The following is a 21,839-nucleotide window of genomic DNA, read 5'->3' as shown; positions in this document are numbered from 1 at the left end:
TTTTTATAAAAATAATGATTTTTAGGATTTATTCTAAATTTATTTCAGGAGCTAATCCCGCTAGCCGTTTCAATCTTTCCAGTCCTGAATTTGTTTCAAGATCTAGAAACAAATTCAGGACTGGAAAGGATTTCCTCTATTATCGGGGCTAAAAAGCAAGTGTTAAAAACGAAAAAACATCAACTTAAATAAGCTATTTTTATGGCTCAAAAAATTCTATTTTTAAAATGAAGAAAATACTGTTTACAACACTAATAATGATGAGTCTAAATGCTATGGCACAAAATGTAATGACCCCCGAATTACTTTGGAAACTAGGAAGAGTAACACCCCTAGGCATTTCAAAAGATGCAAAAAATGTAGTTTATAAGGTATCAACTCCTTCCGTTGAAGAAAACAAATCAAACTCTAAGATTTACACCTTACCCTTAAGTGGCGGAAATCCAACTGAAATAACCGATACTAAAAATGTTTTAAAAGACAAGAACATTTCGCCTGACGGAAAGTATATTGTTTACAACGAAGAAGTAAAAATCGATAAGGTTCTAGGAAAAGATTTTTATCCTACTCTTGAAAAATCAGAAGTCCAAATCTACAATGGACTAGATTATCGCCATTGGGACACTTGGAACGAAGGTAAATTCAACCATGTTTTTTATAAAGAAAACAAAGAAGGCGCCGTTGGAATCGACATTCTGAAAGGAGAGAATTTTGATAGCCCTCAAAAACCTTTTGGTGGCGACGAAGACTATATTTGGTCGCCAGACAGTAAAAGCATTTTGTATGTCTGTAAGAAAAAAGCGGGTACAGAATATGCCATTTCGACCAATACTAATATTTTCGAATACAATCTCGAAACTGGAAAAACTAGTAACAGAACTAAAGAAAATCAAGGTTATGACACAGCTCCTCTCTTTTCTCCAACAGGAAATTTGACTTGGTTGCAAATGAAGCGTGACGGTTACGAATCAGATAAAAATGATATTATTGTCAGCTTTAAAGGAATGAATATTAACCTGACTTCAAACTGGGACGGAACAGTTGATAATTTTATGTGGAGCAATGATGGTAAAAAAATCTACTTTATTGCACCAATAGACGGAACAAAACAATTATTTGAAGTTAATTTTCCAGGATTAACCAAAATTGCTGTCAATGTTCATCAAATCACTAATGGGGATTTTGACGTGAATGATTTAGTTGGTTTTTCAGGTGACAACATCATCGTTACAAGAACAGATATGAACCATGCTGCAGAAATTTATTCTTATAACCTGAAGAAAAACACTTGGAAACAACTATCTAATAGTAATACAGCAACATACAATTCATTGGCATTAAGCAAAACTGAAAGAAGATACGTAACCACAACCGACGGTAAAAAAATGTTAGTTTGGGTAATCCTTCCTCCTAATTTTGATGCTTCAAAAAAATACCCAACACTTTTATTTTGTCAGGGTGGACCACAAGCTCCATTGACACAAGGGTATTCTTTCCGTTGGAATTTCCAGTTGATGGCTGCTAAAGGTTATATTGTAGTGGCACCAAACCGCCGCGGAATGCAAGGTCACGGAGTGGCTTGGAACGAACAAATCAGCAAAGACTGGGGTGGGCAAGTAATGAACGATTATCTATCAGCAATTGATGATGTTGCTAAAGAAAAATATGTTGATGCCACTCGTTTAGGTTGCGTTGGCGCCAGCTATGGTGGTTATTCTGTGTTTTATTTAGCAGGAATCCATAATAACCGTTTCAAAACATTCATTGCCCATGATGGTGTTTTCAACACTCAAAGTATGTTTGGAACTACCGAAGAAGTTTTTTTTAACAAATGGGACTTTGGCGGCGCATATTGGGAAAAAGACAATGCTGTTGCTCAAAAAGCCTATACTACGTTCAACCCGATGAGTCTTGTGGAGAAATGGAACAAACCCATTTTAATCATCCAAGGCGGTAAAGATTTCCGTGTACCAATAGGACAAGGGCAAGAAGCTTTTCAAGCGGCTCAATTGCGAGGTATAAAAAGTAGATTTCTATATTTTCCAGAAGAAAACCATTGGGTATTGAAACCTCAAAATGCTCAAGTTTGGCAAGGTGAATTTTTCAAATGGCTGAAAGAAACTTTATAATAAATATATGCTAAAAACAAAAACCTCACTAAAAAGTGAGGTTTTATATATTTAATATAAAATAGTTAACTATTCAGGATCATTCATTTTGAAAGTATCCATAAAAGCAGTTGTATAATCTCCTGCGATGTATCTTGGATCATCCATTAATTGTCTGTGAAATGGAATGGTCGTTTTTATACCTTCAATCACAAATTCATCCAACGCTCTTCTCATTTTGCTAATTGCTTCTTCACGAGATTGTGCAGTTGTAATCAACTTAGCAATCATGGAATCGTAATTTGGTGGAATGGTATATCCTGAATAAACATGAGTGTCTAAACGAACACCGTGTCCTCCTGGCATATGAAGTGTTGTGATTTTTCCTGGAGATGGACGGAAATCATTATAAGGATCTTCCGCATTTATTCTACATTCTATGGCATGCAATTGTGGCAAGTAGTTTTTTCCTGAAATAGGTATTCCAGCAGCAACCATAATTTGCTCACGGATCAAGTCATAATCAATAACTTGTTCTGTAATAGGATGCTCTACTTGAATACGGGTATTCATTTCCATGAAGTAGAAATTACGGTGTTTGTCAACCAAAAATTCTACTGTACCAGCACCTTCGTATTTAATATATTCGGCTGCTTTTACAGCTGCTTCACCCATTTTAGCACGAAGTTCATCTGTCATAAATGGAGATGGAGTCTCTTCGGTCAATTTTTGATGACGTCTTTGAACGGAACAATCTCTTTCAGAAAGATGACAGGCTTTTCCGTAAGAATCACCTACTACTTGAATCTCAATATGACGAGGCTCTTCGATTAATTTTTCCAGATACATTCCATCATTTCCAAAAGCTGCAGCAGATTCCTGACGGGCACCTTCCCAAGCTTTCAACAATTCATCTTCTTTCCAAACAGCTCGCATTCCTTTTCCACCACCACCAGCAGTTGCTTTAAGCATTACTGGATAACCAAAATCTCTTGATAATTGCAAGGCTTGTTCATATGATTCTAAAATTCCTACTGAACCGGGAACACAAGGAACGCCAGCTTCAATCATAGTTGCTTTTGCAGAAGCTTTGTCACCCATTCTATCAATCATTTCAGGAGATGCTCCAATGAATTTGATACCATGTTCTTGACAAATTTTAGAAAATTTTGAGTTTTCGGAAAGGAATCCATACCCTGGATGTATTGCATCTGCGTTAGTAATTTCGGCAGCGGCAATAATATTTGACATTTTCAAATAGGATAAGTTACTTGGAGGTGGCCCTATACAAACCGCTTCATCAGCAAACTTTACATGCAGACTTTCAGCATCAGCAGTAGAATAAACAGCTACTGTTTTTATACCCATTTCCTTGCATGTTCTAATCACGCGAAGCGCAATTTCTCCCCTATTTGCAATTAATATTTTTTTAAACATCTTCTTGAAATTATAAATTATAATTATAAATTTTAAATTATTTGAATGATTGAAAAACAATGTCTCATTCAAAATTCATCATTCAAAATTTCTTATGATGGATCTACTAAGAATAAAGGTTGGTCAAATTCTACTGGAGACATATCGTCAACCAATATTTTTACAATTTTACCAGATACTTCAGATTCAATTTCATTAAATAATTTCATTGCTTCAATCACACAAAGTACATCTCCTTTAGAAATTGTTTTACCTACTTCAACAAACATAGGTTTATCTGGTGATGGCTTTCTATAGAATGTTCCAATGATTGGAGATTTTATGGTAATATAATGAGAATTTTCTACTACTGGAGCTTCAGCAACGGGAGCTACAGGAGCAATTTGTTGTGGAGCTGCCGCTTGTGGAAGTGCATTTTGAGCAGGCATTTGTTGAACATACGTCGTCTCAGTTACATTCCCTTCTAAAGTTGTTCTAATGGTGATTTTAACATCATCCATCTCTAATTTAACTTCTGCAACACCTGAATTTGCCACAAACTTGATTAGATTTTGAATTTCTTTTAAATCCATAATTATTTATTTTTAGTTTAAATTTATTTTTTATCGTATGCCCATTTCAAGTATATAGAACCCCAAGTAAATCCTCCTCCGAAAGCTGCAAAAATAATTGTATCGCCTTTTTTGAATAAATGTTCAAAATCGCTTATTACTAACGGTAAAGTTGCAGAGGTGGTGTTTCCGTATTTCTCAATGTTCATTAAAACTTTTGAGTCTTCTAAATTCATTCGACTCGCTGTAGCATCAATGATTCGTTTATTCGCTTGATGTGGAACCAACCAATCTACATCATCATTGGTCAAATTATTTCTTTTCAAAATTTGTTCACTCGCATCAGCCATATTCGTAACTGCATATTTAAAAACAGTTTTACCATCTTGGATAATATTGTGTCGATTATCTTTTACAGTTTCTAAGGTAGTCGGAACTAAAGAACCTCCAGCAGGAATTTTTAAGAAATCACGCCCTACACCATCACTGCGCAAATATTCATCTTGTAATCCCAGACCTTCGTAATTAGGCTCAAACAAAACTGCTCCAGCACCATCACCAAAAATAATACAAGTTGATCTATCCGTATAATCAACTATCGAGGACATTTTATCTGCCCCAATCAAAAGTACTTTTTTATACCTACCTGATTGAATATAAGCTGCTGCTGTTGACATTCCATATAAAAAACTAGAACATGCAGCTTGCAAATCGTACGAGAAAGCATTTGTAGCTCCTATTTCAGTTGCTACATATACTCCCGTTGATGCTACGGGCATATCTGGCGTTGCGGTTGCCATTATTAAAAGATCAATTTCTAAAGGATTAATATTTGCTTTAGCTAATAAATCTTTTGCAGCCATTATGGCTAAGTAGGAAGTCCCTTTATCTTCATCTTTAAGAATTCTTCTTTCTTTTATTCCTGTACGAGAGGTAATCCACTCGTCATTAGTGTCAACCATTGTTTCTAGCACTTTGTTTGAAAGTACAAAGTCCGGCACATAGGCACCAACTGCTGTAATTGCGGCTGTAATTGTATTCATTGTATTCAATTATTTCTTATCAAATGCTTCCATCTGAAAAATTTTTAAAAGACTTGAAAATTACAAAAAAAATACCAAAGCGTATTGATTTATAACTTCTTATTTAATGAAAATTATAAACAACAAAAAAACTCTCACGATGTGAGAGTTCGAATATCATTTACAAAAAGGTATTAAGCAACAGCTACAGATTTATCTATAACAACTTGCCCTCTGTAATACATTTTTCCTTCGTGCCAGTAGGCTCTGTGATATAAATGTGCTTCCCCTGTAATTGGGCAAGTAGCGATTTGTGCTACAGTAGCTTTGTAATGTGTTCTTCTTTTATCTCTTCTTGTTTTGGAGATTTTTCTCTTAGGATGCGCCATTTTACTATATTATTTATCCGTTAATAGTTGCTTTAATTTGTCCCAACGTGGGTCAATATTTTCTTCTTTTTGTTCTTGTTTATGCTCTTTTTTTTGTTCTTTAATTGTCAGTTCTTTCAGTTTTACCAAAGCTTCAGTTTTTAAACTTCCATCTTTTATTCCTGGATGAACTCGTCTTAGAGGCACGGACAACACTATCATTTCATAGATATACTGTGCAACATCTATTTCAAACTCTCCGTGTGGCAAAATCAACAATTCTTCATTGTCATTATTATACATTTCTCCAAAACGAACAATCAATTTCATTTTGCCTTTAATAGGTAAATTAAAATCTTCACTGGTAAGATCACAAGGAACATTTACTGTTCCTTTATGCTTTAAACTTAATTCCAGCATTGTACTTTTTTTCTCTAAAACTACATTTACTTTGATGTCTGAATTTTGAAATTCATTATAATCAAAGATTTCAAAGAACGCATTACTTATTTGATATTCAAATTGATGTTTCCCTAGCTTTAATCCTACGAAAGGAATTAAATATTCTTTTGTCTTGTTCATTTCAACAACAATTTACCCTAAACTTCGGGAGTGCAAAGATATAAAATTATTACAAATCTAATAATGTTATTCACCTTTTTTTGTTCACAACTGTTTTTCTTTTGTTTTCAAAGGTTTTTGACTGATTTCCTTGTATTGATTTCTCGAATGAAAGATATCTATAGCAAGATAAACAGCCTCCTTAAATGAGTTATAATCCGCAACCCCTTTTCCCGCAATATCATAAGCGGTACCGTGATCAGGCGAAGTTCTAATTTTATCTAAACCCGCCGTATAATTCACCCCTTTCCCAAAAGACAATGTTTTGAAAGGAATTAATCCCTGATCATGATAAGTCGCAATAACAGCATCATATTTCTCATATTGATTGCTGCCAAAAAAACCATCCGCCGCAAAAGGACCAAAAACCAACGTTCCTTTATCAAATATTTTTTTCAATGCTGGTTTTATTATCAAATCATCTTCTGTTCCTATAACTCCTCCATCACCGCAATGCGGATTCAATCCTAAAACAGCGATTTTTGGTTTATTAATGCTAAAATCCTGAATTAACGATTGTTTTATAGTTTCAATTTTTTGCTTTATCAATTCTTCTGTCAAATGTGATGCAACTTCATTTAAAGGAATATGATCCGTCAATAAACCAATCCTCAAATTATCCTGCACCATCAACATCAACGCATTCCCTTCTAACTCTTGGTCTAAATAATCTGTATGACCCGGAAACTTAAACGTTTCTGACTGTATATTGTATTTATTAATAGGAGCTGTTACTAACACATCAATCAATCCTTCTTTTAAAGCCTTAGTCGCCGCAACAAATGATTTTATAGCGTATTGACCCACTTTCTCATCATTTGCACCCGGATTTAAATCAATACCCTCTTTCCAAAGATTCAAAACATTGATTTTTCCCAAAACAATTTGATCTAACCTATCAATCCCGTGAAGTGTAGAAGTAGATTCAAAACTCTTTTTTACAAATGACATTATCTTAACATTGGCAAAAATAACCGGCGTACAAAGTTCCAACATGCGTGAATCCTCAAATGTTTTCAATACCACTTCGCTTCCAATACCGTTCAAATCTCCTATAGAAATCCCAACGATTATATTTTCTGCTTTTTTCATCATGACCTCACGTTATTTATTGCTAATTTTGAAGTGCAAATTTAGTAAAATAAAATAAGAAATGTTTACAGGAATCATAGAAACCCTTGGTACAATCCAAGAAATAAAAAAAGAGAAAGACAATATTCACATCACGGTGAATTCATCAATCACCAGCGAATTGCAAATAGACCAAAGCGTAGCCCACAACGGAATCTGTTTAACTGTAGTTGCACTTAATGATACTTTTTACACAGTAACTGCTATTGACGAGACTATAAAAAAAACAAATCTAGGATATTGGCAAGAAGGCGACAGTGTAAATCTTGAAAGAGCAATGAAACTGGGAGATAGACTGGACGGTCACATCGTACAAGGCCATGTCGACCAAATAGGAACCTGCATCGTAGCCGAAGAGACGAACGGCAGTTGGCTTTATACTTTTGAATACGACGAAACGCTCAACAACATCACCATCGAAAAAGGATCAATTACTGTAAACGGAGTAAGTTTAACTGTAGTAAACTCGAAGAAAAATCAGTTTAGCGTAGCTATTATCCCTTACACACACGAACATACCAATTTCAAATCCTTTAAAGTAGGAACAAAAATCAACCTTGAGTTTGACGTGATTGGCAAATACGTTTCCAGACTGTACTCTAAAAAATAGAAAAGCAGGTAAGCTCTATAAAAACAAAAACTCCAATTTAAATTGGAGTTTTTGTTTTTAGTTTGAAGCTATAAATGATATAAATACCAAATAAAATTGCAATTATCATTAAAATAAAAATATTTTCATCAATAGGCAAGCCTGGAGGCGGAGGCGGTAGTCTCCTTCTCCCAAATGGTGATGGCGTAGGAGGGTCTGCTGCAAAAATATTCATAATCCCAAAAAGGAAAAATGCTAAAAAATAAAATTTGTTTGACTCAATTTTCATGGCTTCAAAAATAATAAATTTACTGAAATAACAAAACTTACTAAATCATAAATAACAAATACTTATCCTTAATATAACAAAGATACGTTTTTTACACTTGATTGGTTTTCAGCACATTTAAGAAAACCCTAAAAAACATTTGTCTTTTAGGGTCTTTTTTCTGTGGTCCCACCTGGGCTCGAACCAGGGACCACCTGATTATGAGTCACTCCTATATATGTTACATTTATTCTCTTTTGCTTTCAAATACAAAGAAACCAAGTATTTAGAAAGTTTTGAATCATCTTTACTTATCTCTTTTTTACTTTTAATCTTATAAATGTTTAACCTATGTTTAACCTGAACTTGTTTCATATATGAAAAGAGTTACTTGAAAGCCTATGGCTTAGTATAAATAGCTCCGTAATATTTTTACTCTTTTTAACCACATTTATTTTTATTTTTGTGGTACAAGAAAATTCATTTTGAACTTCTGAGAGTATTTTAGAATAGCTATCTCCTTTAATAAAATAGAAAATACCAGCAAGAAAATCACAATTATAAGCTAATAAGATTTTGTGAACTTCAAAGTCAAATATAGTGTTTTTATCATTGCCTATATACTGGTAAACTTCATATCTCAAATTATTATCCAATACAGTTGTTACCCAATCTAACTCAAATTCGTATTTTCCATACTGCTCTCCTATTTTAAATTTTAACTCTTTTTGTAGTTTTCTATTCATTGGTGCTGTATTAAATAATAAAACCACCCTTTCGAGGTGGTCAAATAAATTGGTGTTTTTTAATATTGGAAAAAAATCATTATAATCCTTAACCATTTTACAACGGTATAATTAAGATATAGTTCTAAATACGAAGATCATCAAATTCCTCAATCGTTAAATTAGAAATTGGCTTTATGCTTTTGTTATGAATTTTAAAATCATGACACCTCTGAATGTTAAAGTAGTCGTTTTCAATCTCTTCAAATTTCATGTTAATCCCATTGTTTGAAACATTACCAACAAATGCAAATCCAGTACATTTTACTTTGCCAAAGCACTCACAGTCTTTACAATTTCCTTTATAAGGTGTTAAAATAGTGTCATTTTCTTTTTTAAATCTATCAAAAACATCACTTATTTTATCTATAAAGGATTTTTTATCAAGACCGTTGTGATAGTACTTATTTTCATCTAAAGTCACTTCTAATAATGAGATATTCATTTCAGAAAATGCTTTAATAATCAATTCTTTTTTTGAAGTCATTTGTATATTGAATAATTGTAATTTTAGTTTAAAAAGACAAATCTTCGTCTTTTGGTAATTGAAAATTATGTGTCAAGGTGTTACAGCATCGGCTATCTATTATTCTTTTTTCTTCACTTTACTTTCATAAGTGGGATATGTTTTTACATAGGTATCATTATCGTTACTCTCTCCTGATACAACTGAAAATGTTGAATCTTTGAATGTTATCAGTACATCTTTGGATTGTAATTTATTAAGTAAATACCAATTTGACATAAACATACCAAAAGAAGCCGTTTTCTTTAGTGTTGCCTTAATGTCTCCTGTATTCCAAGACGAGCCATTTGCCCCGGATAAATAGATTAGAGAATAAGTACCATTGTTTTTTATTACTGCAAGCTCATACTTAATTTTTCCACCTACAACTTCATAAATGCCTTCGATCTCGGATATGCCGTTTTCATTCCAATGCTTAATTAAGTTTTCTTTTGTCCATTCAGTTTTTGGCATTTCATTATTAGTCGCATTACCATCAAATCCAATGTCATTTAGGGAAATATAATATTTAGATTTTAAATCCTCTTTTTCAATCGGGTTTCCAATTTGTTCTATACCCATTTTACCGAATTTAGGGTAGATTTTAATGTTATAAATTTTACCTTTTTCGACGCTAATTTTAACACCATCTTTTCTCTCAATATCTTCTTTGCCATCAATAGTAATATAAACATTTGCTTGGGTAAACATCTTATATTCTAAATGACCACCGTTATCCATTTTGCAAACTTTTTTGCCATTCAAATTAATAGTATGAGTAATTGCGGAACCTAGCATCATTTTTGGTCTGTAGATATTTATAGTCGCATAATCATTTTGAGAATATGATTTATTAAGTCCTATAAGGACTAAAAATATTAAAAATTTTTTCATATGAGATTTTATTTACATTCTTTTTTATAAACAGTTAATTGTGGTGAAGGATTTGGAATAGTTCCATTACAAAGTCCCATCGCTGCTCCACCATACAGAGTTAAAGTACCATTAGAGGATTTTAGGTATTCATTACATTTGCAAGCTTCTTCATCTTTACTACAAGAGATAATTGTAGTAAAAAGTATTAGTATTGATATGATTTTTAATTTCATTTTTGGGTGTCAACTATTTTTGTAAATCAGTTAGTTTAACTAAATAAGGTTTTGGATTAAGTGGATTAGTCAAATCATATTGAGTTATATATATGAAGTTTTTATATTCTTTAAGTGCAGTTTGAAATATCTTTACCCATAGTTTCTCAGCATCGTCAGGTAATAATTGAGCACGATAACTTACCATAATTGAGTTCCATAAAATCAATGCTTTATCAACATAAGTATATAAATCGGTATCAATTAACCTTCCAATTTCTTTAATATGTTTCTCTAAAAGCAAAGAAAAAGCTTTAGAAAATGTATCATCTCCAATTCCTTTTTTGTTCATATACTCACATAAAAATTTTAATTCACTCATAAATTCATTTACTGAACAAATAATTTTTAAATCTTCAAAACTTGAGTTTATTTTTTTTGGTCGATAACTTGAAAACTCTACCATCTCGGGGTTTACTGTTGAAATTATTCCAGCCAATGTTATTATTTTATCGTCAACATTTACTCTGTCAAAAACATATTCTTTTCCCTGTACAAATTTTCTTTCCATATTTTGTTTCTTTTTAATTTTAAAATTTCTCTTTTAATAAGAGAATAAGATTTCTTACTCTCCATAATCTGATACATAATAGAATTTCAGTTTTTTCAATTTCTCAGGTATTCATCAAACCAAATCATGTTTATATTGAAACCAATAATAATCCATATCATAAAACATTTGTTTATCATTTATTTGAATTGTGTTTCCTATAATTTCCACTAATCTTTCTATTGCTTCGTGCTTTATTTTAGTGATATATCTATCCTTGAAATCTGGTTGAATTCCCAGTTCTTTTGGAAAATTTATTTTTGTACCTATTTTATATTCATCAGTTGTAGCTTCCAAATCGATTGAAATAGTATTCTCTTTTTTTGAAAGTATAATATGGTATTTAGGAAAAATAAAATTTTCAAAATCTGTATCATTGCCTTTAATAATATAATTAACGGAACAAATTTTATTGTTCTTGAGTATTTCAACAACCTCATTTTCATTATTAATTTCATCAATATTTACTTTTCTCAATTTTTTAAGATGCGTAATAGCCTTTAAAGATCTAATCGGATTACGTTCTAGATCGAGTTCTTCTAAGGTTTTGAAAGAATAAAGAATATCTATGTTTTCAATATCATTGTCTCTGGCATCAATAAATTTGATATTTTCCAGATTTTCTAAGACATCTAAATTTTTTAATTTTTGATTTTTTATAGTAATCTCTTCAAGGTTTACACAATACTTCAAGAAAGACAAATCGAGAATATGCTCGGAATAATTTAAATAAAGACATGTTATTTTTTCAAAATCAGAAGTCTGTATAACATTTTGGTATTCAATTAAACCTCCTGTTTTATTCTGCATTCTTTTCATCGTTACATTTTCAAACATATACTCATCGGTAACCTTAAAATGAATTTTCTGTATGTCTTTTTTAGTAAAACCAATTTTTATCCAATGCAAGTGCATTAAAATTATATACTTAGTGTATTCGTCCATTTTTGATTTTATATTTAAAAGGAATAATTATAGTAGTTTACTTAAAAAGGTAAGTCTTCATCGTCTTCTGGAATAGAATCTGGGGTTATAAAAACACTATTTTCAACAATTGGTACTTTAGTCTCTGCTATTTCTATTTTCCATGCTTTTACATCAGTGTACCATTTGCTATTGAATTCACGACTTTCCAATTCATAGGATATGATAAGAGAATTACCAACTTGCAATTGACTTTCATTTATTTTATCTCCCCAAATGCTCACGCATATTTTTTTTGGATATTGTCCCTCTGTTTCTACAATAACATCTTGTTTTCTCCAAGTACCATTTTTAGATTCTCCTGATTGGAGAGGGAGTAATTGGATTAGGGTTGCGGTTAGGGCCATAGCTCTATATTTTATTCATAATATTCAAACTTGTGTGTAAACAGGTGTTCAATCTTATTGTCTTTGATAGTAAACCCGTCAATATATTCAATCGGATGATTCATTATCATATAATTTTCAGGACTTTTATTTATTAATAAATTCTCATTATATTTATAAATGAAAAATCTATTTTCTTCTATTTTTTCCTCAAAAAACATAGTATCTTCATAATCATTAGAATCCAATTCTGTTTTCCAATTTTTTTGTGTATTTATAACAGTGGATTGTTTGATTTCATTGTTTAAACCATATATAAATTTGACTTCATAACTTTTTTGACAATAATCATAGTAAGGATTTAGTAGACAATTTAACTTTAATGCCGATTCGTTTTCCTTTTCAAATAACCTTTCCCAGCCAAAAAAACTAAGTTCATCATTAAGCCAAAATTCCCCTTCATTTGAAACATTAAAATTTACACCAATAAGTCTATTTTGTAAGTATTCCAAAACTGTTTTAGAATAGAAAACTTCTATGCCATCAACTTTTTCAAAACAATCAATTTCAATAATGCTTCCATCATCATTATATTTTAAATATGAAATTGCGTTATCAACTAAAAATGATTCTAGTGCACCATCCTTATAATTGTATGTGAAATTACTCTGTATTATATTGTTTTCTATATAAACACGATTAATCAAATTACCTAAATCATCAAAGCTTCTTTTTTCTTCTGAAAATGAATTATTTTTTAAATCCGTTTTCTTTCTTGAAATTATTTCTTTACTTTCATTATAAATTATTTCTTCAATGCTTAATAATTCATTTAAAGGATAAATAGGTAAGGGACCATCACAAACATCACGAAGTCTTGACAGATGTGAGTATGTTTCATCAGGTACAAATTGATCTCTTAAATCAAAATAACCCGTTTTATAATGAAAAATACGCGTTGTTAACCCTTCATATTTATATTCACGTTTAAAAAAATCATCCCCGCCACCGTTATCTTGTGATATTTTTTCAACTAGTATTTTCCCGTCTTCAGTGTATTCAAATTCTGAGCGATACCCCGATACCTGATTAGATTTAAGTAAGCCATTTTCGTAATAATTTTTATCGAAAAAAGCAAATTGATCAAAATGATTGTCTACGCCTGTGAATGATTCTTTTTTTAATTGCATTTATATAATTGTTGTATGTTTAGCTTATTTTCACTTAGTTGCGTAAAATATATCCAAAACGCCTGTGAGCAAATGTTTTTGTCTCATCTGATTTGGCTTAACATATTAATGGCATTTTTATTTCCTAACTCTGCTGATATTTTTAGATATTTAATAGCTTCAGGTTCTTTACCTGCCTTACTAAAAATTTGAGACATCATTAAGTATGGGTTTGAATAGTTTTTATCAAAGCTTAATGAAGTTTTACAGTCTTCAAATGCTTCATTAAGTTTGTTAATGTTTTTGAAGGCATTAGCACGGTTATTATACATTCTATTAAATTTAACACCAAGCATAACTCCTAAATCTATGCCTTCGTCATCTGGGTTAAATTCAGTATTTGGGTGTGATTTTTTTAACTCTATTGCATAAGTATAAAAAGAAATAGCTTTATTGCTATCTCCTAAACTTAAATAGCAATAACCTATTTGGTGATATAATGCGTATGTATTTATATCATTATTACATATGTCGATTGCTATTTCATATTCTTTAATAGCTGATTGATAAATTTTCAAATCTTCGAATACATTTGCTTTAAACGCTCTTTGTCTCCAATCGTCAAAGTCGCAATCTTCCATTGTTTTATTTATTAATTCTAAAGATTTAATGTAATTTCCACTTGAGTAATATTGTTGCGCTGAAACATAATATTTTGTATATTCCTTTATACCGCTTTTAAATAATCCAAATAATCCTTTTTTTGGTTTTAGATTTTTATAATTTGTTTTTCTGCTTCTTCCAAATGCTTTTTCAAAAGTGTTCATATGTTATTATTTATAAAGTGACTCATTCGTTTTAAATGTGAATTTTTAATTTAGTGCTTAGCTTCTTAATCCCGTAATTATCATATACGATAACCAACTAAAGCCAAAAATAGACAAATTTTGTTTATCATATAAGATAATCAACAATTGAGAGATTTATTACAAAAAAGAGTTGGTAAACGTATTCAAGAAATCAGGATTGAGAAAAATTTATCTCAGCAAGACTTGGCTGCGAGATGCAACTTTGAAAAAAGTAATATGTCCAGATTAGAGTCAGGTGGAGCAAATGCAACGCTTTCAACGTTAGATATTGTTTGTAAGGCATTAGGTGTTGAAATTATAGAGCTTTTCAGATTTTGAGACAACTTTATTAATGACTTTTTCATTTTACTTTTTTGACTAAACATAAAGCAAATATAAAATCATATTGCATAAACATTTAAGTGTTGCAAATTTGCAAGTCTTAATCATTAAATTCAGGGTCATAAATTACATTGGTTCTTATTATTGGAATATATTTAAAATCATCCCCAAAGTTTTTTCCAGCTACAATATAGTTTTTTGCATAGACGTAATACATTTGTTTATAAAATGCTGTCTTTATTCTTGAAATATGAGTATAGATGGCTTTGCTTTCGGGATTAACTAAATCATCAATACTTTGCTGGATTTTGTCGTAATCAATTTGATATGAAATATTGGAATATAAATCTAATAATTCCTTTCTGTACTTGTAAAGTTCTTTAATATTTATGCCTTGTGGATTATTATAGAACAAAATATAAATAGCCTTTGTCAAGTGACTTAACTGTATTTCCAAATTATCAAAATAAGGGAGTACAATTCTATAATTGCTCATGATGAGTACTTTACTTACACTATTCAGGTTAATCTTATTAGCTTCGCTATTCAGAATATCTTTAAGAATAGGTAAAGCAAATAGTAATTGCCCACTATCTCTCAATTCTCTTAATTGGCTTTGTATTTCTAGTACTTTTTCTTTGGTATCGTCATCAAGATTTTGATATGCATAATATTCTGGGGAATTGTCAATCATGCAATCATATTCCTCAATCCTATCATTTTCATTCTTAAAGAATTGTATTAATTTCTCAAAGAAGGCATCTGGGCTGTCTTTTAGGAGTAAATCATTACATTCAAGTATTGAGGTATTGTAATGCGTATTGTAATTACGGTAATCTGGATGGTCAAAAAATATAAAACCGGATTTAATATTTCCTTTATAACCTATATAATCTAATATGCTTTGGTATTCAGATTTAAAAACTGAGCCACTTGATTTTCCCTCAAATAGTTCAAACATCTCATTCACCATCTTTGAAAGTATATGTTCCTCAGAATAGAATTTTTTTAAATCACTTGCGGATAGATAAGGTAAATAGAATTTTAAAAGATCTCTTATGTCTTTGGGATAATCTAAATTTGATATATAGATGAGATTTCTATTAACTTCAGCAAATTTTTTATTTAATTCTGAAAATTGATTTTCAATGTATTGACTAATCTGAGGATTATCCTCTAAATCAAAGAAAACAACCGTGTTTTCACTTACATCAAAATTTGACAAATTACTATCTAATTTGAAATTCTCAAACTTTTCAATTCTCATGTTAGCAAAAAACTCCTGAATGTCAGCCATATTGTTCTATGTTAAAAGTATTAAATTCCTAGATATAGACTTCTTATGTATTTAAAATTGAATGATACATAAAAAACTAAATTAGTTTATTTAGATTAAGAACATAAAGAATATTCTTAAAAATATTTAAACACCAAATTAAGTAAAACGCTATTAATAGTAATCTGTAAAAAAGTAAATCTTTGGAATTTAGTTATTCCAAGGTGTATCTTTACTGGTTCACGCTTTCATATTAACATTCCTTCACTTGAAAAGCTATAAAAAGTAACTTTAGTAATTATTAAGTGATCTATTAAAGTAATATCAAGTAAATCAGAACACTTTTTAATTTTCTTAGTTAAACTAATATCAGCATCACTTGGTTTTGTATTGCCAGATGGGTGATTATGAGAAATTATTATGCCACATGCATTGCATTTTAGAGCTACTGCAAATAGTAACCTTACATCTACTACAGTTCCAGTAATACCGCCTTTAGACAAAGAATAAATACCAAGAGCTTCATTGGCTCTATTGAGTAAAATGACTTTGAACTCTTCCTGCAGTTCCAGTGTACCTAGATCCCAAGAATTTAATAAAAACTCGTAAGCTGTTTGGACAGAATTAATCTTCTCCTTTTGAGTATTCTGTGTAGAGTAGTAAACCTGTATCTCTGCTAATTCATTTATTGTGTTGGTTGTCGTCATAATTTACGGGTATTTAGATAATTGGAAAAGAAATTAAATATCCTCTATACAATTTAACCATCCAGGTTTACATGAATAGAGGATATTTTAGATGAAATTAATGTTGATATTGACCATTAGTTGAGAAGGAATTTCCACTAGGAATATTGCTCATAAATTCATCAACAGTTGTTTTGCTTTTCTCCACTTTGGGAGCAGTTGCTTTTTCTTCTTCAACATATTCAAATCTATGGGTTAAGGTGATAACCTCTCCAGTATCTTTGATTACGTATTCGTAAGCTTCACATTCCACTTTCTCCACCTTTCCAGGCAATTCAGTTCCAATTAAAGCTTGACAGGTTAATTCATCAAAAGTTGAAGAGATAGATGCCTTTCTAGCAGTTACATAGAATTTGCCTGTTTCTTTGGATTTGACCATTTCAATTCCACCTTGAAGTTCGAGTACAAAGAATTCTTTCCCGTCCTCTGTTTCTCTTTTTTTGTAGCTAATAATTCTTACCATTTTCTTGATTTTTTTGAGTTATACATTTTAGCATTCAAACACATAAACCTGTAGCTTAAAATACAGCTATCAACTTGTATCTATATCTATGGGGAATATTTTTTTGATATGCTAGTGATGGGTGGGGGTATTGAGTTGGGGTAAGTTAGAGGGGGGAGTATTGTCAAGGTAGTATATGCACGAGTAATTTTGAGTCCAGAAAAAATCTAAAAAATTTTTTAAAAAAATATGTAAGTTTTTTTTTATTACTTTTAAACAATTAATATTTGAGTTTTATGTCCTTATTTCAGAATTCAGTAGTCACAAAATATCTTCAAAACCAGAATAAAACCACTTTAGCAAATCAGTGGAATTTGTTTAAAAATCATTTTCTGGATCCAAAAGTTCAAGAAGATATTAAAGGTTTAAAAGAAGAGCAGTACCAAGGAGAATTTCTGGAGGATTTGTTTGTGAAAATCTTAGGCTACACTAAACCTGCATCCTCTTCTGAAACAAAATTTAATCTTACTACAGAATATAAAAATGTTAAAGACAGCAAAAAAGCTGATGGTGCTATTATAGTAAATGATAGTGTAAAAGCAGTAATTGAATTAAAGGGAACAAATACCACTGATTTAGGCAAAATTGAATCTCAGGCTTTTGGCTATAAAAATAATCAACCAGACTGTGTTTATGTAATTACTTCTAACTTTGAAAAGCTTCGTTTTTACATTGACAATGCTATTGAGCATATAGAATTTAATTTGTTTACACTAACTGAGAAGGAATTTGAGCTACTCTATTTGTGTTTGGCTTATGATAACATAGAAAAAAATATTCCTAAAAGGATAAAAGAAGAATCTGTAAGTCAAGAAGATATAATTACTAAAAAACTATATAAAGATTACTCTTTATTCAAAAGAGAGTTACATCAAAATCTAGTTGAATTAAACCCGCAATATGAACCTTTAGAACTCTTCCAAAAATCTCAAAAATTGTTGGATAGATTTCTGTTTGTATTCTTTGCAGAAGACAGACAATTGTTACCTACTAATTTAATCTTCAGGATTAATAAAGAGTGGCAACAATTGAGACAAATGCGTATTGAAGTTTCTTTGTATGAGAGGTACAAAATATATTTTGAAGACCTAAATATAGGAGCAAAAGTATCTTTACCTGCATTTAATGAAACTACTCATCAACAAAAAGAAGAATATCAAATTTTCGCTTATAATGGTGGATTATTTAAGGAAGATGAAATACTAAACTCCCTAAAAATAGATGATGATATATTGTTTAAATATACTGAAAATTTAAGCAATTATGATTTTGCCAGTGAAGTTGATGTCAATATTTTGGGACATATTTTTGAAAATTCTCTCAATGATTTAGATGAAGTAAAAGCCCAACTAGAAGGACAGGAAATTGATAAAACTAAAACAAGAAGAAAAAAAGATGGTGTTTTTTATACCCCAAAATACATTACCAAATATATAGTTGACAATACCGTTGGGAAATTGTGTTCAGAAAAGAAAGTTGAACTTAACATTATTGAAGAAGATTACTTCACAGATAAAAAGCGTCAAAAGAAAACTATAAAAGCACTTGTAGATAAACTTAGTGAATATAGAGATTGGTTATTGCAGCTTACTATTTGTGACCCAGCTTGTGGCTCAGGAGCTTTTCTGAACCAAGCTTTGGATTTCCTGATTACGGAACATAGGTACATTGATGAACTGCAAGCCAAGTTGTTTGGAGATGCAATGATTTTGAGTGATGTTGAGAAAAGCATTTTAGAAAACAATCTTTTTGGAGTTGACTTAAATGAAGAAAGTGTAGAAATTGCCAAGCTCTCTTTATGGTTAAGAACTGCACAGCCAAATAGAAAGCTTAATGACTTGAATAGCAATATAAAATGTGGTAACTCCTTAATAGATGATATTGAAGTTGCAGGAGACAAATCTTTTAATTGGCAAGAGGCTTTTCCTAAAATATTTGAGAAGGGTGGCTTTGATGTAGTTATTGGAAATCCACCTTATGGTGCGTTTTTTAACAATAAAGAAAAGGACTTCATTTCAAATAAATACATTAGTTACCAATACAAGTTTGAAAGTTATTTATATTTTTATGAATTAGGATTAAAAATTTTAAAACAAAATGGATGGTTATCATTTATCACACCCGAATTATTTTTAAGATTAGAGAAATCTGAAAACATTAGAAAGTATTTAATTGAGAATTCAAAAGTTATAGAAATTAAATTATGCGGGGAAAATGTTTTTCAAGATGTAAAGGTTAATTCTGTTGTTTTAACCATTAAAAATATTAAATGTGACAATTATATTTTCAATATAAAATCTGAAGCTGATGTGATTAATGAGTTCACTTCAGTAAAATGGAAAAACAGTGAAAATCTAATACTTGAATATGAAATATCTGAGAATTTAGATTCTATTCTTAGCAAAATCATTCAAAAATCAACCTATTTAGGCAAATTAGGCGAATGTGTTCAAGGACTGACAGCTTATGACAGTTATAGAGGACATTCTCAAGAAATAATTAAATCCCGAGCTTTTCATTTCACAGAAAAAGCTGATGAATTTTGTGGCAAGTGGTTAGATGGTAAAAATTTAAATAGGTATTCCTTGACTGAAGGAAATGAATGGTTAAGATATGGAGATTGGTTAGCAGCCCCAAGAGAACCTAAATTTTTTGAAAACCCTAGAATTTTATTTAGAGAAATTCCAGGGCAAAATAAGAAAATTCAAGCCTCTTATACTGACAAATTATATTATTACGGTCATAGTATAACACCTTTTATATTAACTGAAATTCAAGATTTTGATATTTCATACATTCTATCAATTGTGAATTCAGATTTATTAAGTTGGTATGCTTCAGTAAAATGTTCTAACTTTTCTAAAAAGACATTTCCAAAACTTAACCCCAAAGACATTAAGGATTTACCTATTCCAAAAATTTCTTTAAAACATCAACAGCCATTCATAGCAAAAGGAAGTTCTATACTTTCATTAAACAAGGAACTTCAAGAAAATTCTCAAAAATTCCAAAGAACTATTCAAAGAAAATTTGAGTTAGAGGAGTTGCCAAAGAAACTACAGGATTGGTACAAATTGTCTTACTCTGAATTTATCAAAGAACTTGGCAAAAAGAAAGTAAAACTATCCTTATCTCAAGAAGCAGAGTGGGAAGATTACTTTATTGTAGAGTCCAAAAAAGCATTGGAGTTAAAAGCTACAATAGATGCTACAGATAAAGCCATTGATAAAATGGTATATGAGTTGTATGGTTTGAGTGAAGAGGAAATTGCAATAGTTGAAAAAAGTTAAATATAAGAAAGATGACAATAAAAGACTTAAGAAAAAAAATTGCTGAAAGTAATTTTGCAGAAGAAATAAATAAGGTTGAAATTGAAATTAATTTATCTCATTTAAATTATAATAAAAACTTAAAGGGTCTTTCGTCTATCTATAGTTTTTTTTTAGAGCAAAAGACAAATTGGGAAGCAACGCAGAATATACCTGATGATTTCAAAACTTCTAAAGATTTTTACTTAAATTTTCACAATAAGTTTTTCTCGATAAGTAATTATTTTGACACCATTGAAAACTTTAATTACTACTTCACATCTTATAAAAATGAGTTGCTTAGTTATCTTCAAAATTATAGCAGTTTAATTTTCCCTTTTGAGGTTACTGAAACAAAATTTTTATTAGATATTTTCAAAAATAACACAAAGGAATTTGAAGGCGCTTTTAATTATTTGACTAATTCTAATTTTCAAATTAGAAATGATAAAGATTATTTTAATGGATTATTATTAGGATCTGAATTTAAAGAAAAAGATAAATCCAATAGAAGTGCAAGAGTCCAAAACGATAAAAAAGAGTTATCAGATTTGAGAAATGCATATAATAAAAAAATAGTAGATGCAGAACATGATTTAACTGAACATATTATTAATACTGAAAAAAATTATAAAACTCATTTAGAAGAAATTGATACTTTAAAAGAAGAAAAAGATTCTGAATTTAATACTTGGTTTGAAAATACAAAAAATGAAGAATGGAAAAAATGGTATGATGAAAAAAAAGAAACTTTGACAAGATTAGAAAAAACCTATGAAACAAATTTAAAACTTGAAAAACCTGCAAGGTATTGGCAAACAAAGTCAACGAAGTATTTTGACCAAGCAGAAAATGCTCAATACTATTTAAAATGGATTATAGGAATCTCATCACTATTTCTTGCCTTAATTTTAGTTATTGCACCTGATTATATTTTTGAAAAAGTATTTGATGCGAACCCAGTAAAAATAATCAGATGGTCTTTTGTTTTTCTGACACTAATAACATTAATTGCTTTTACAATTAAGGCTTTGTCAAAATATATGTTTAGTTCTTACCATCTTGCTAGAGACGCGGAAGAAAGGCATACATTAACATTTTTCTATTTATCCTTATTAAAAGATACAGAAATCAAAGAAGAGGAAAGATTAATGATTTTGCAATCACTATTTAGTAGAACTGACACTGGGCTTTTAAAAGAAGATTCATCGCCAACTTTACCAGGAGGCATTTTTGAAAAGTTTAAATAATAAAT

General features: G+C 30.5%; 23 protein-coding genes. 5 read left to right on the top strand and 18 right to left on the bottom strand.

Annotation, left to right across the window (positions count from 1 at the left end):
- The first annotated feature begins 227 nt into the window (after window positions 1-227).
- A complete protein-coding gene (locus tag T410_RS05870; protein ID WP_035669425.1) occupies window positions 228-2,129 on the top strand; it encodes a S9 family peptidase in 1,902 nt (633 codons plus the stop codon).
- A gap of 69 nt (window positions 2,130-2,198) precedes the next feature.
- Here T410_RS05870 and accC read toward each other — a convergent pair whose 3' ends face one another.
- The 6 genes from accC to pdxA all read right to left on the bottom strand — a co-directional run bounded on the left by accC (window position 2,199) and on the right by pdxA (window position 7,202).
- Entirely contained in the window at window positions 2,199-3,545 is a 1,347-nt protein-coding gene (gene accC, locus T410_RS05865) for an acetyl-CoA carboxylase biotin carboxylase subunit (RefSeq protein WP_035669422.1), read from the bottom strand.
- A 92-nt stretch (window positions 3,546-3,637) separates the two neighbouring features.
- A complete protein-coding gene (gene accB, locus T410_RS05860) occupies window positions 3,638-4,117 on the bottom strand; it encodes an acetyl-CoA carboxylase biotin carboxyl carrier protein (protein WP_035669420.1) in 480 nt (159 codons plus the stop codon).
- A gap of 23 nt (window positions 4,118-4,140) precedes the next feature.
- Window positions 4,141-5,139 (bottom strand): beta-ketoacyl-ACP synthase III, encoded by a 999-nt coding sequence (locus T410_RS05855; RefSeq protein WP_035669419.1) that lies wholly within the window; start codon window positions 5,137-5,139, stop codon window positions 4,141-4,143.
- 173 nt (window positions 5,140-5,312) lie between these two features.
- Window positions 5,313-5,507 (bottom strand): 50S ribosomal protein L32, encoded by a 195-nt coding sequence (rpmF, locus tag T410_RS05850; RefSeq protein WP_007137315.1) that lies wholly within the window; start codon window positions 5,505-5,507, stop codon window positions 5,313-5,315.
- Window positions 5,508-5,516: 9 nt separating this feature from the next.
- Window positions 5,517-6,068 (bottom strand): DUF177 domain-containing protein, encoded by a 552-nt coding sequence (locus tag T410_RS05845; protein WP_035669417.1) that lies wholly within the window; start codon window positions 6,066-6,068, stop codon window positions 5,517-5,519.
- Window positions 6,069-6,152: 84 nt separating this feature from the next.
- A complete protein-coding gene (gene pdxA / locus T410_RS05840; RefSeq protein ID WP_035669414.1) occupies window positions 6,153-7,202 on the bottom strand; it encodes a 4-hydroxythreonine-4-phosphate dehydrogenase PdxA in 1,050 nt (349 codons plus the stop codon).
- A gap of 58 nt (window positions 7,203-7,260) precedes the next feature.
- Between pdxA and T410_RS05835 the strand changes: the two genes are divergently transcribed.
- Window positions 7,261-7,848 carry a riboflavin synthase gene (locus T410_RS05835; protein ID WP_035669411.1) on the top strand — a complete coding sequence of 196 codons (588 nt, stop codon included), beginning with the start codon at window positions 7,261-7,263 and terminating at the stop codon, window positions 7,846-7,848.
- Window positions 7,849-8,466: 618 nt separating this feature from the next.
- Here T410_RS05835 and T410_RS17200 read toward each other — a convergent pair.
- The 9 genes from T410_RS17200 to T410_RS05785 all read right to left on the bottom strand — a co-directional run bounded on the left by T410_RS17200 (window position 8,467) and on the right by T410_RS05785 (window position 14,389).
- Complete coding sequence (locus T410_RS17200) at window positions 8,467-8,841, bottom strand: hypothetical protein (protein WP_238567346.1); 375 nt, start codon at window positions 8,839-8,841, stop codon at window positions 8,467-8,469.
- A 124-nt stretch (window positions 8,842-8,965) separates the two neighbouring features.
- A complete protein-coding gene (locus tag T410_RS05820; protein WP_035669404.1) occupies window positions 8,966-9,367 on the bottom strand; it encodes a hypothetical protein in 402 nt (133 codons plus the stop codon).
- A gap of 99 nt (window positions 9,368-9,466) precedes the next feature.
- A complete protein-coding gene (locus T410_RS05815) occupies window positions 9,467-10,279 on the bottom strand; it encodes a hypothetical protein (protein WP_035669402.1) in 813 nt (270 codons plus the stop codon).
- 8 nt (window positions 10,280-10,287) lie between these two features.
- The gene (locus T410_RS05810; protein ID WP_035669400.1) at window positions 10,288-10,494 is read right to left on the bottom strand and encodes a hypothetical protein; all 207 of its coding nucleotides are present in this window, start codon (window positions 10,492-10,494) and stop codon (window positions 10,288-10,290) included.
- 13 nt (window positions 10,495-10,507) lie between these two features.
- Window positions 10,508-11,044, bottom strand: coding sequence for a hypothetical protein (locus tag T410_RS05805; protein WP_035669398.1), 537 nt, complete (start codon window positions 11,042-11,044; stop codon window positions 10,508-10,510).
- Window positions 11,045-11,158: 114 nt separating this feature from the next.
- Window positions 11,159-12,028 (bottom strand): leucine-rich repeat domain-containing protein, encoded by an 870-nt coding sequence (locus tag T410_RS05800; RefSeq protein WP_035669395.1) that lies wholly within the window; start codon window positions 12,026-12,028, stop codon window positions 11,159-11,161.
- 41 nt (window positions 12,029-12,069) lie between these two features.
- On the bottom strand, window positions 12,070-12,414 hold the full coding sequence (locus tag T410_RS05795; protein ID WP_035669392.1) for a DUF3127 domain-containing protein: 345 nt from the start codon (window positions 12,412-12,414) through the stop codon (window positions 12,070-12,072).
- An 11-nt stretch (window positions 12,415-12,425) separates the two neighbouring features.
- Window positions 12,426-13,583 carry a hypothetical protein gene (locus tag T410_RS05790; RefSeq protein ID WP_035669389.1) on the bottom strand — a complete coding sequence of 386 codons (1,158 nt, stop codon included), beginning with the start codon at window positions 13,581-13,583 and terminating at the stop codon, window positions 12,426-12,428.
- A gap of 83 nt (window positions 13,584-13,666) precedes the next feature.
- Window positions 13,667-14,389 carry a tetratricopeptide repeat protein gene (locus T410_RS05785; protein ID WP_035669386.1) on the bottom strand — a complete coding sequence of 241 codons (723 nt, stop codon included), beginning with the start codon at window positions 14,387-14,389 and terminating at the stop codon, window positions 13,667-13,669.
- Between the two features lie 147 nt (window positions 14,390-14,536).
- Between T410_RS05785 and T410_RS05780 the strand changes: the two genes are divergently transcribed.
- Window positions 14,537-14,749, top strand: a complete 213-nt coding sequence (locus tag T410_RS05780) for a helix-turn-helix domain-containing protein (protein ID WP_035669382.1) — start codon at window positions 14,537-14,539, stop codon at window positions 14,747-14,749.
- Between the two features lie 103 nt (window positions 14,750-14,852).
- Here the strand turns inward: T410_RS05780 and T410_RS05775 are convergent, their stop codons facing one another.
- The 3 genes from T410_RS05775 to T410_RS05765 form a co-directional block, all read right to left on the bottom strand.
- Window positions 14,853-16,049, bottom strand: coding sequence for a hypothetical protein (locus T410_RS05775; RefSeq protein ID WP_035669380.1), 1,197 nt, complete (start codon window positions 16,047-16,049; stop codon window positions 14,853-14,855).
- Window positions 16,050-16,276: 227 nt separating this feature from the next.
- Window positions 16,277-16,735: a RadC family protein gene (locus T410_RS05770; RefSeq protein ID WP_035669378.1), complete on the bottom strand. Its 459-nt coding sequence runs from the start codon at window positions 16,733-16,735 to the stop codon at window positions 16,277-16,279.
- A 97-nt stretch (window positions 16,736-16,832) separates the two neighbouring features.
- Complete coding sequence (locus tag T410_RS05765) at window positions 16,833-17,237, bottom strand: hypothetical protein (RefSeq protein ID WP_035669375.1); 405 nt, start codon at window positions 17,235-17,237, stop codon at window positions 16,833-16,835.
- Between the two features lie 353 nt (window positions 17,238-17,590).
- On the opposite strand from T410_RS05765, the gene T410_RS05760 reads away from it, so the two are divergent.
- Window positions 17,591-20,566 (top strand): N-6 DNA methylase, encoded by a 2,976-nt coding sequence (locus T410_RS05760; RefSeq protein ID WP_369793013.1) that lies wholly within the window; start codon window positions 17,591-17,593, stop codon window positions 20,564-20,566.
- 11 nt (window positions 20,567-20,577) lie between these two features.
- A complete protein-coding gene (locus tag T410_RS05755) occupies window positions 20,578-21,834 on the top strand; it encodes a DUF6161 domain-containing protein (RefSeq protein ID WP_035669372.1) in 1,257 nt (418 codons plus the stop codon).
- Window positions 21,835-21,839 lie beyond the last annotated feature (5 nt).

Source organism: Flavobacterium sp. 83 (assembly GCF_000744835.1).
GTDB lineage: Bacteria > Bacteroidota > Bacteroidia > Flavobacteriales > Flavobacteriaceae > Flavobacterium.
Note: the sequence above shows the minus strand (reverse complement) of the source record. Positions and strands in the feature narration are given on the sequence as shown.

Bases quoted from the DNA above. Each gene is read 5' to 3' on its own strand.
- T410_RS05805 (WP_035669398.1), bottom strand. From the start codon at position 11,044: ATGGAAAGAAAATTTGTACAGGGAAAAGAATATGTTTTTGACAGAGTA.
- T410_RS05765 (WP_035669375.1), bottom strand. From the start codon at position 17,237: ATGGTAAGAATTATTAGCTACAAAAAAAGAGAAACAGAGGACGGGAAA.
- rpmF (WP_007137315.1), bottom strand. From the start codon at position 5,507: ATGGCGCATCCTAAGAGAAAAATCTCCAAAACAAGAAGAGATAAAAGA.
- T410_RS05820 (WP_035669404.1), bottom strand. From the start codon at position 9,367: ATGACTTCAAAAAAAGAATTGATTATTAAAGCATTTTCTGAAATGAAT.
- T410_RS05795 (WP_035669392.1), bottom strand. From the start codon at position 12,414: ATGGCCCTAACCGCAACCCTAATCCAATTACTCCCTCTCCAATCAGGA.
- T410_RS05870 (WP_035669425.1), top strand. From the start codon at position 228: ATGAAGAAAATACTGTTTACAACACTAATAATGATGAGTCTAAATGCT.
- T410_RS05855 (WP_035669419.1), bottom strand. From the start codon at position 5,139: ATGAATACAATTACAGCCGCAATTACAGCAGTTGGTGCCTATGTGCCG.
- T410_RS05835 (WP_035669411.1), top strand. From the start codon at position 7,261: ATGTTTACAGGAATCATAGAAACCCTTGGTACAATCCAAGAAATAAAA.
- T410_RS05800 (WP_035669395.1), bottom strand. From the start codon at position 12,028: ATGGACGAATACACTAAGTATATAATTTTAATGCACTTGCATTGGATA.
- T410_RS05770 (WP_035669378.1), bottom strand. From the start codon at position 16,735: ATGACGACAACCAACACAATAAATGAATTAGCAGAGATACAGGTTTAC.
- T410_RS05755 (WP_035669372.1), top strand. From the start codon at position 20,578: ATGACAATAAAAGACTTAAGAAAAAAAATTGCTGAAAGTAATTTTGCA.
- T410_RS05790 (WP_035669389.1), bottom strand. From the start codon at position 13,583: ATGCAATTAAAAAAAGAATCATTCACAGGCGTAGACAATCATTTTGAT.
- T410_RS17200 (WP_238567346.1), bottom strand. From the start codon at position 8,841: ATGAATAGAAAACTACAAAAAGAGTTAAAATTTAAAATAGGAGAGCAG.
- pdxA (WP_035669414.1), bottom strand. From the start codon at position 7,202: ATGATGAAAAAAGCAGAAAATATAATCGTTGGGATTTCTATAGGAGAT.
- accB (WP_035669420.1), bottom strand. From the start codon at position 4,117: ATGGATTTAAAAGAAATTCAAAATCTAATCAAGTTTGTGGCAAATTCA.
- T410_RS05785 (WP_035669386.1), bottom strand. From the start codon at position 14,389: ATGAACACTTTTGAAAAAGCATTTGGAAGAAGCAGAAAAACAAATTAT.
- T410_RS05775 (WP_035669380.1), bottom strand. From the start codon at position 16,049: ATGGCTGACATTCAGGAGTTTTTTGCTAACATGAGAATTGAAAAGTTT.
- accC (WP_035669422.1), bottom strand. From the start codon at position 3,545: ATGTTTAAAAAAATATTAATTGCAAATAGGGGAGAAATTGCGCTTCGC.
- T410_RS05815 (WP_035669402.1), bottom strand. From the start codon at position 10,279: ATGAAAAAATTTTTAATATTTTTAGTCCTTATAGGACTTAATAAATCA.
- T410_RS05810 (WP_035669400.1), bottom strand. From the start codon at position 10,494: ATGAAATTAAAAATCATATCAATACTAATACTTTTTACTACAATTATC.
- T410_RS05845 (WP_035669417.1), bottom strand. From the start codon at position 6,068: ATGAACAAGACAAAAGAATATTTAATTCCTTTCGTAGGATTAAAGCTA.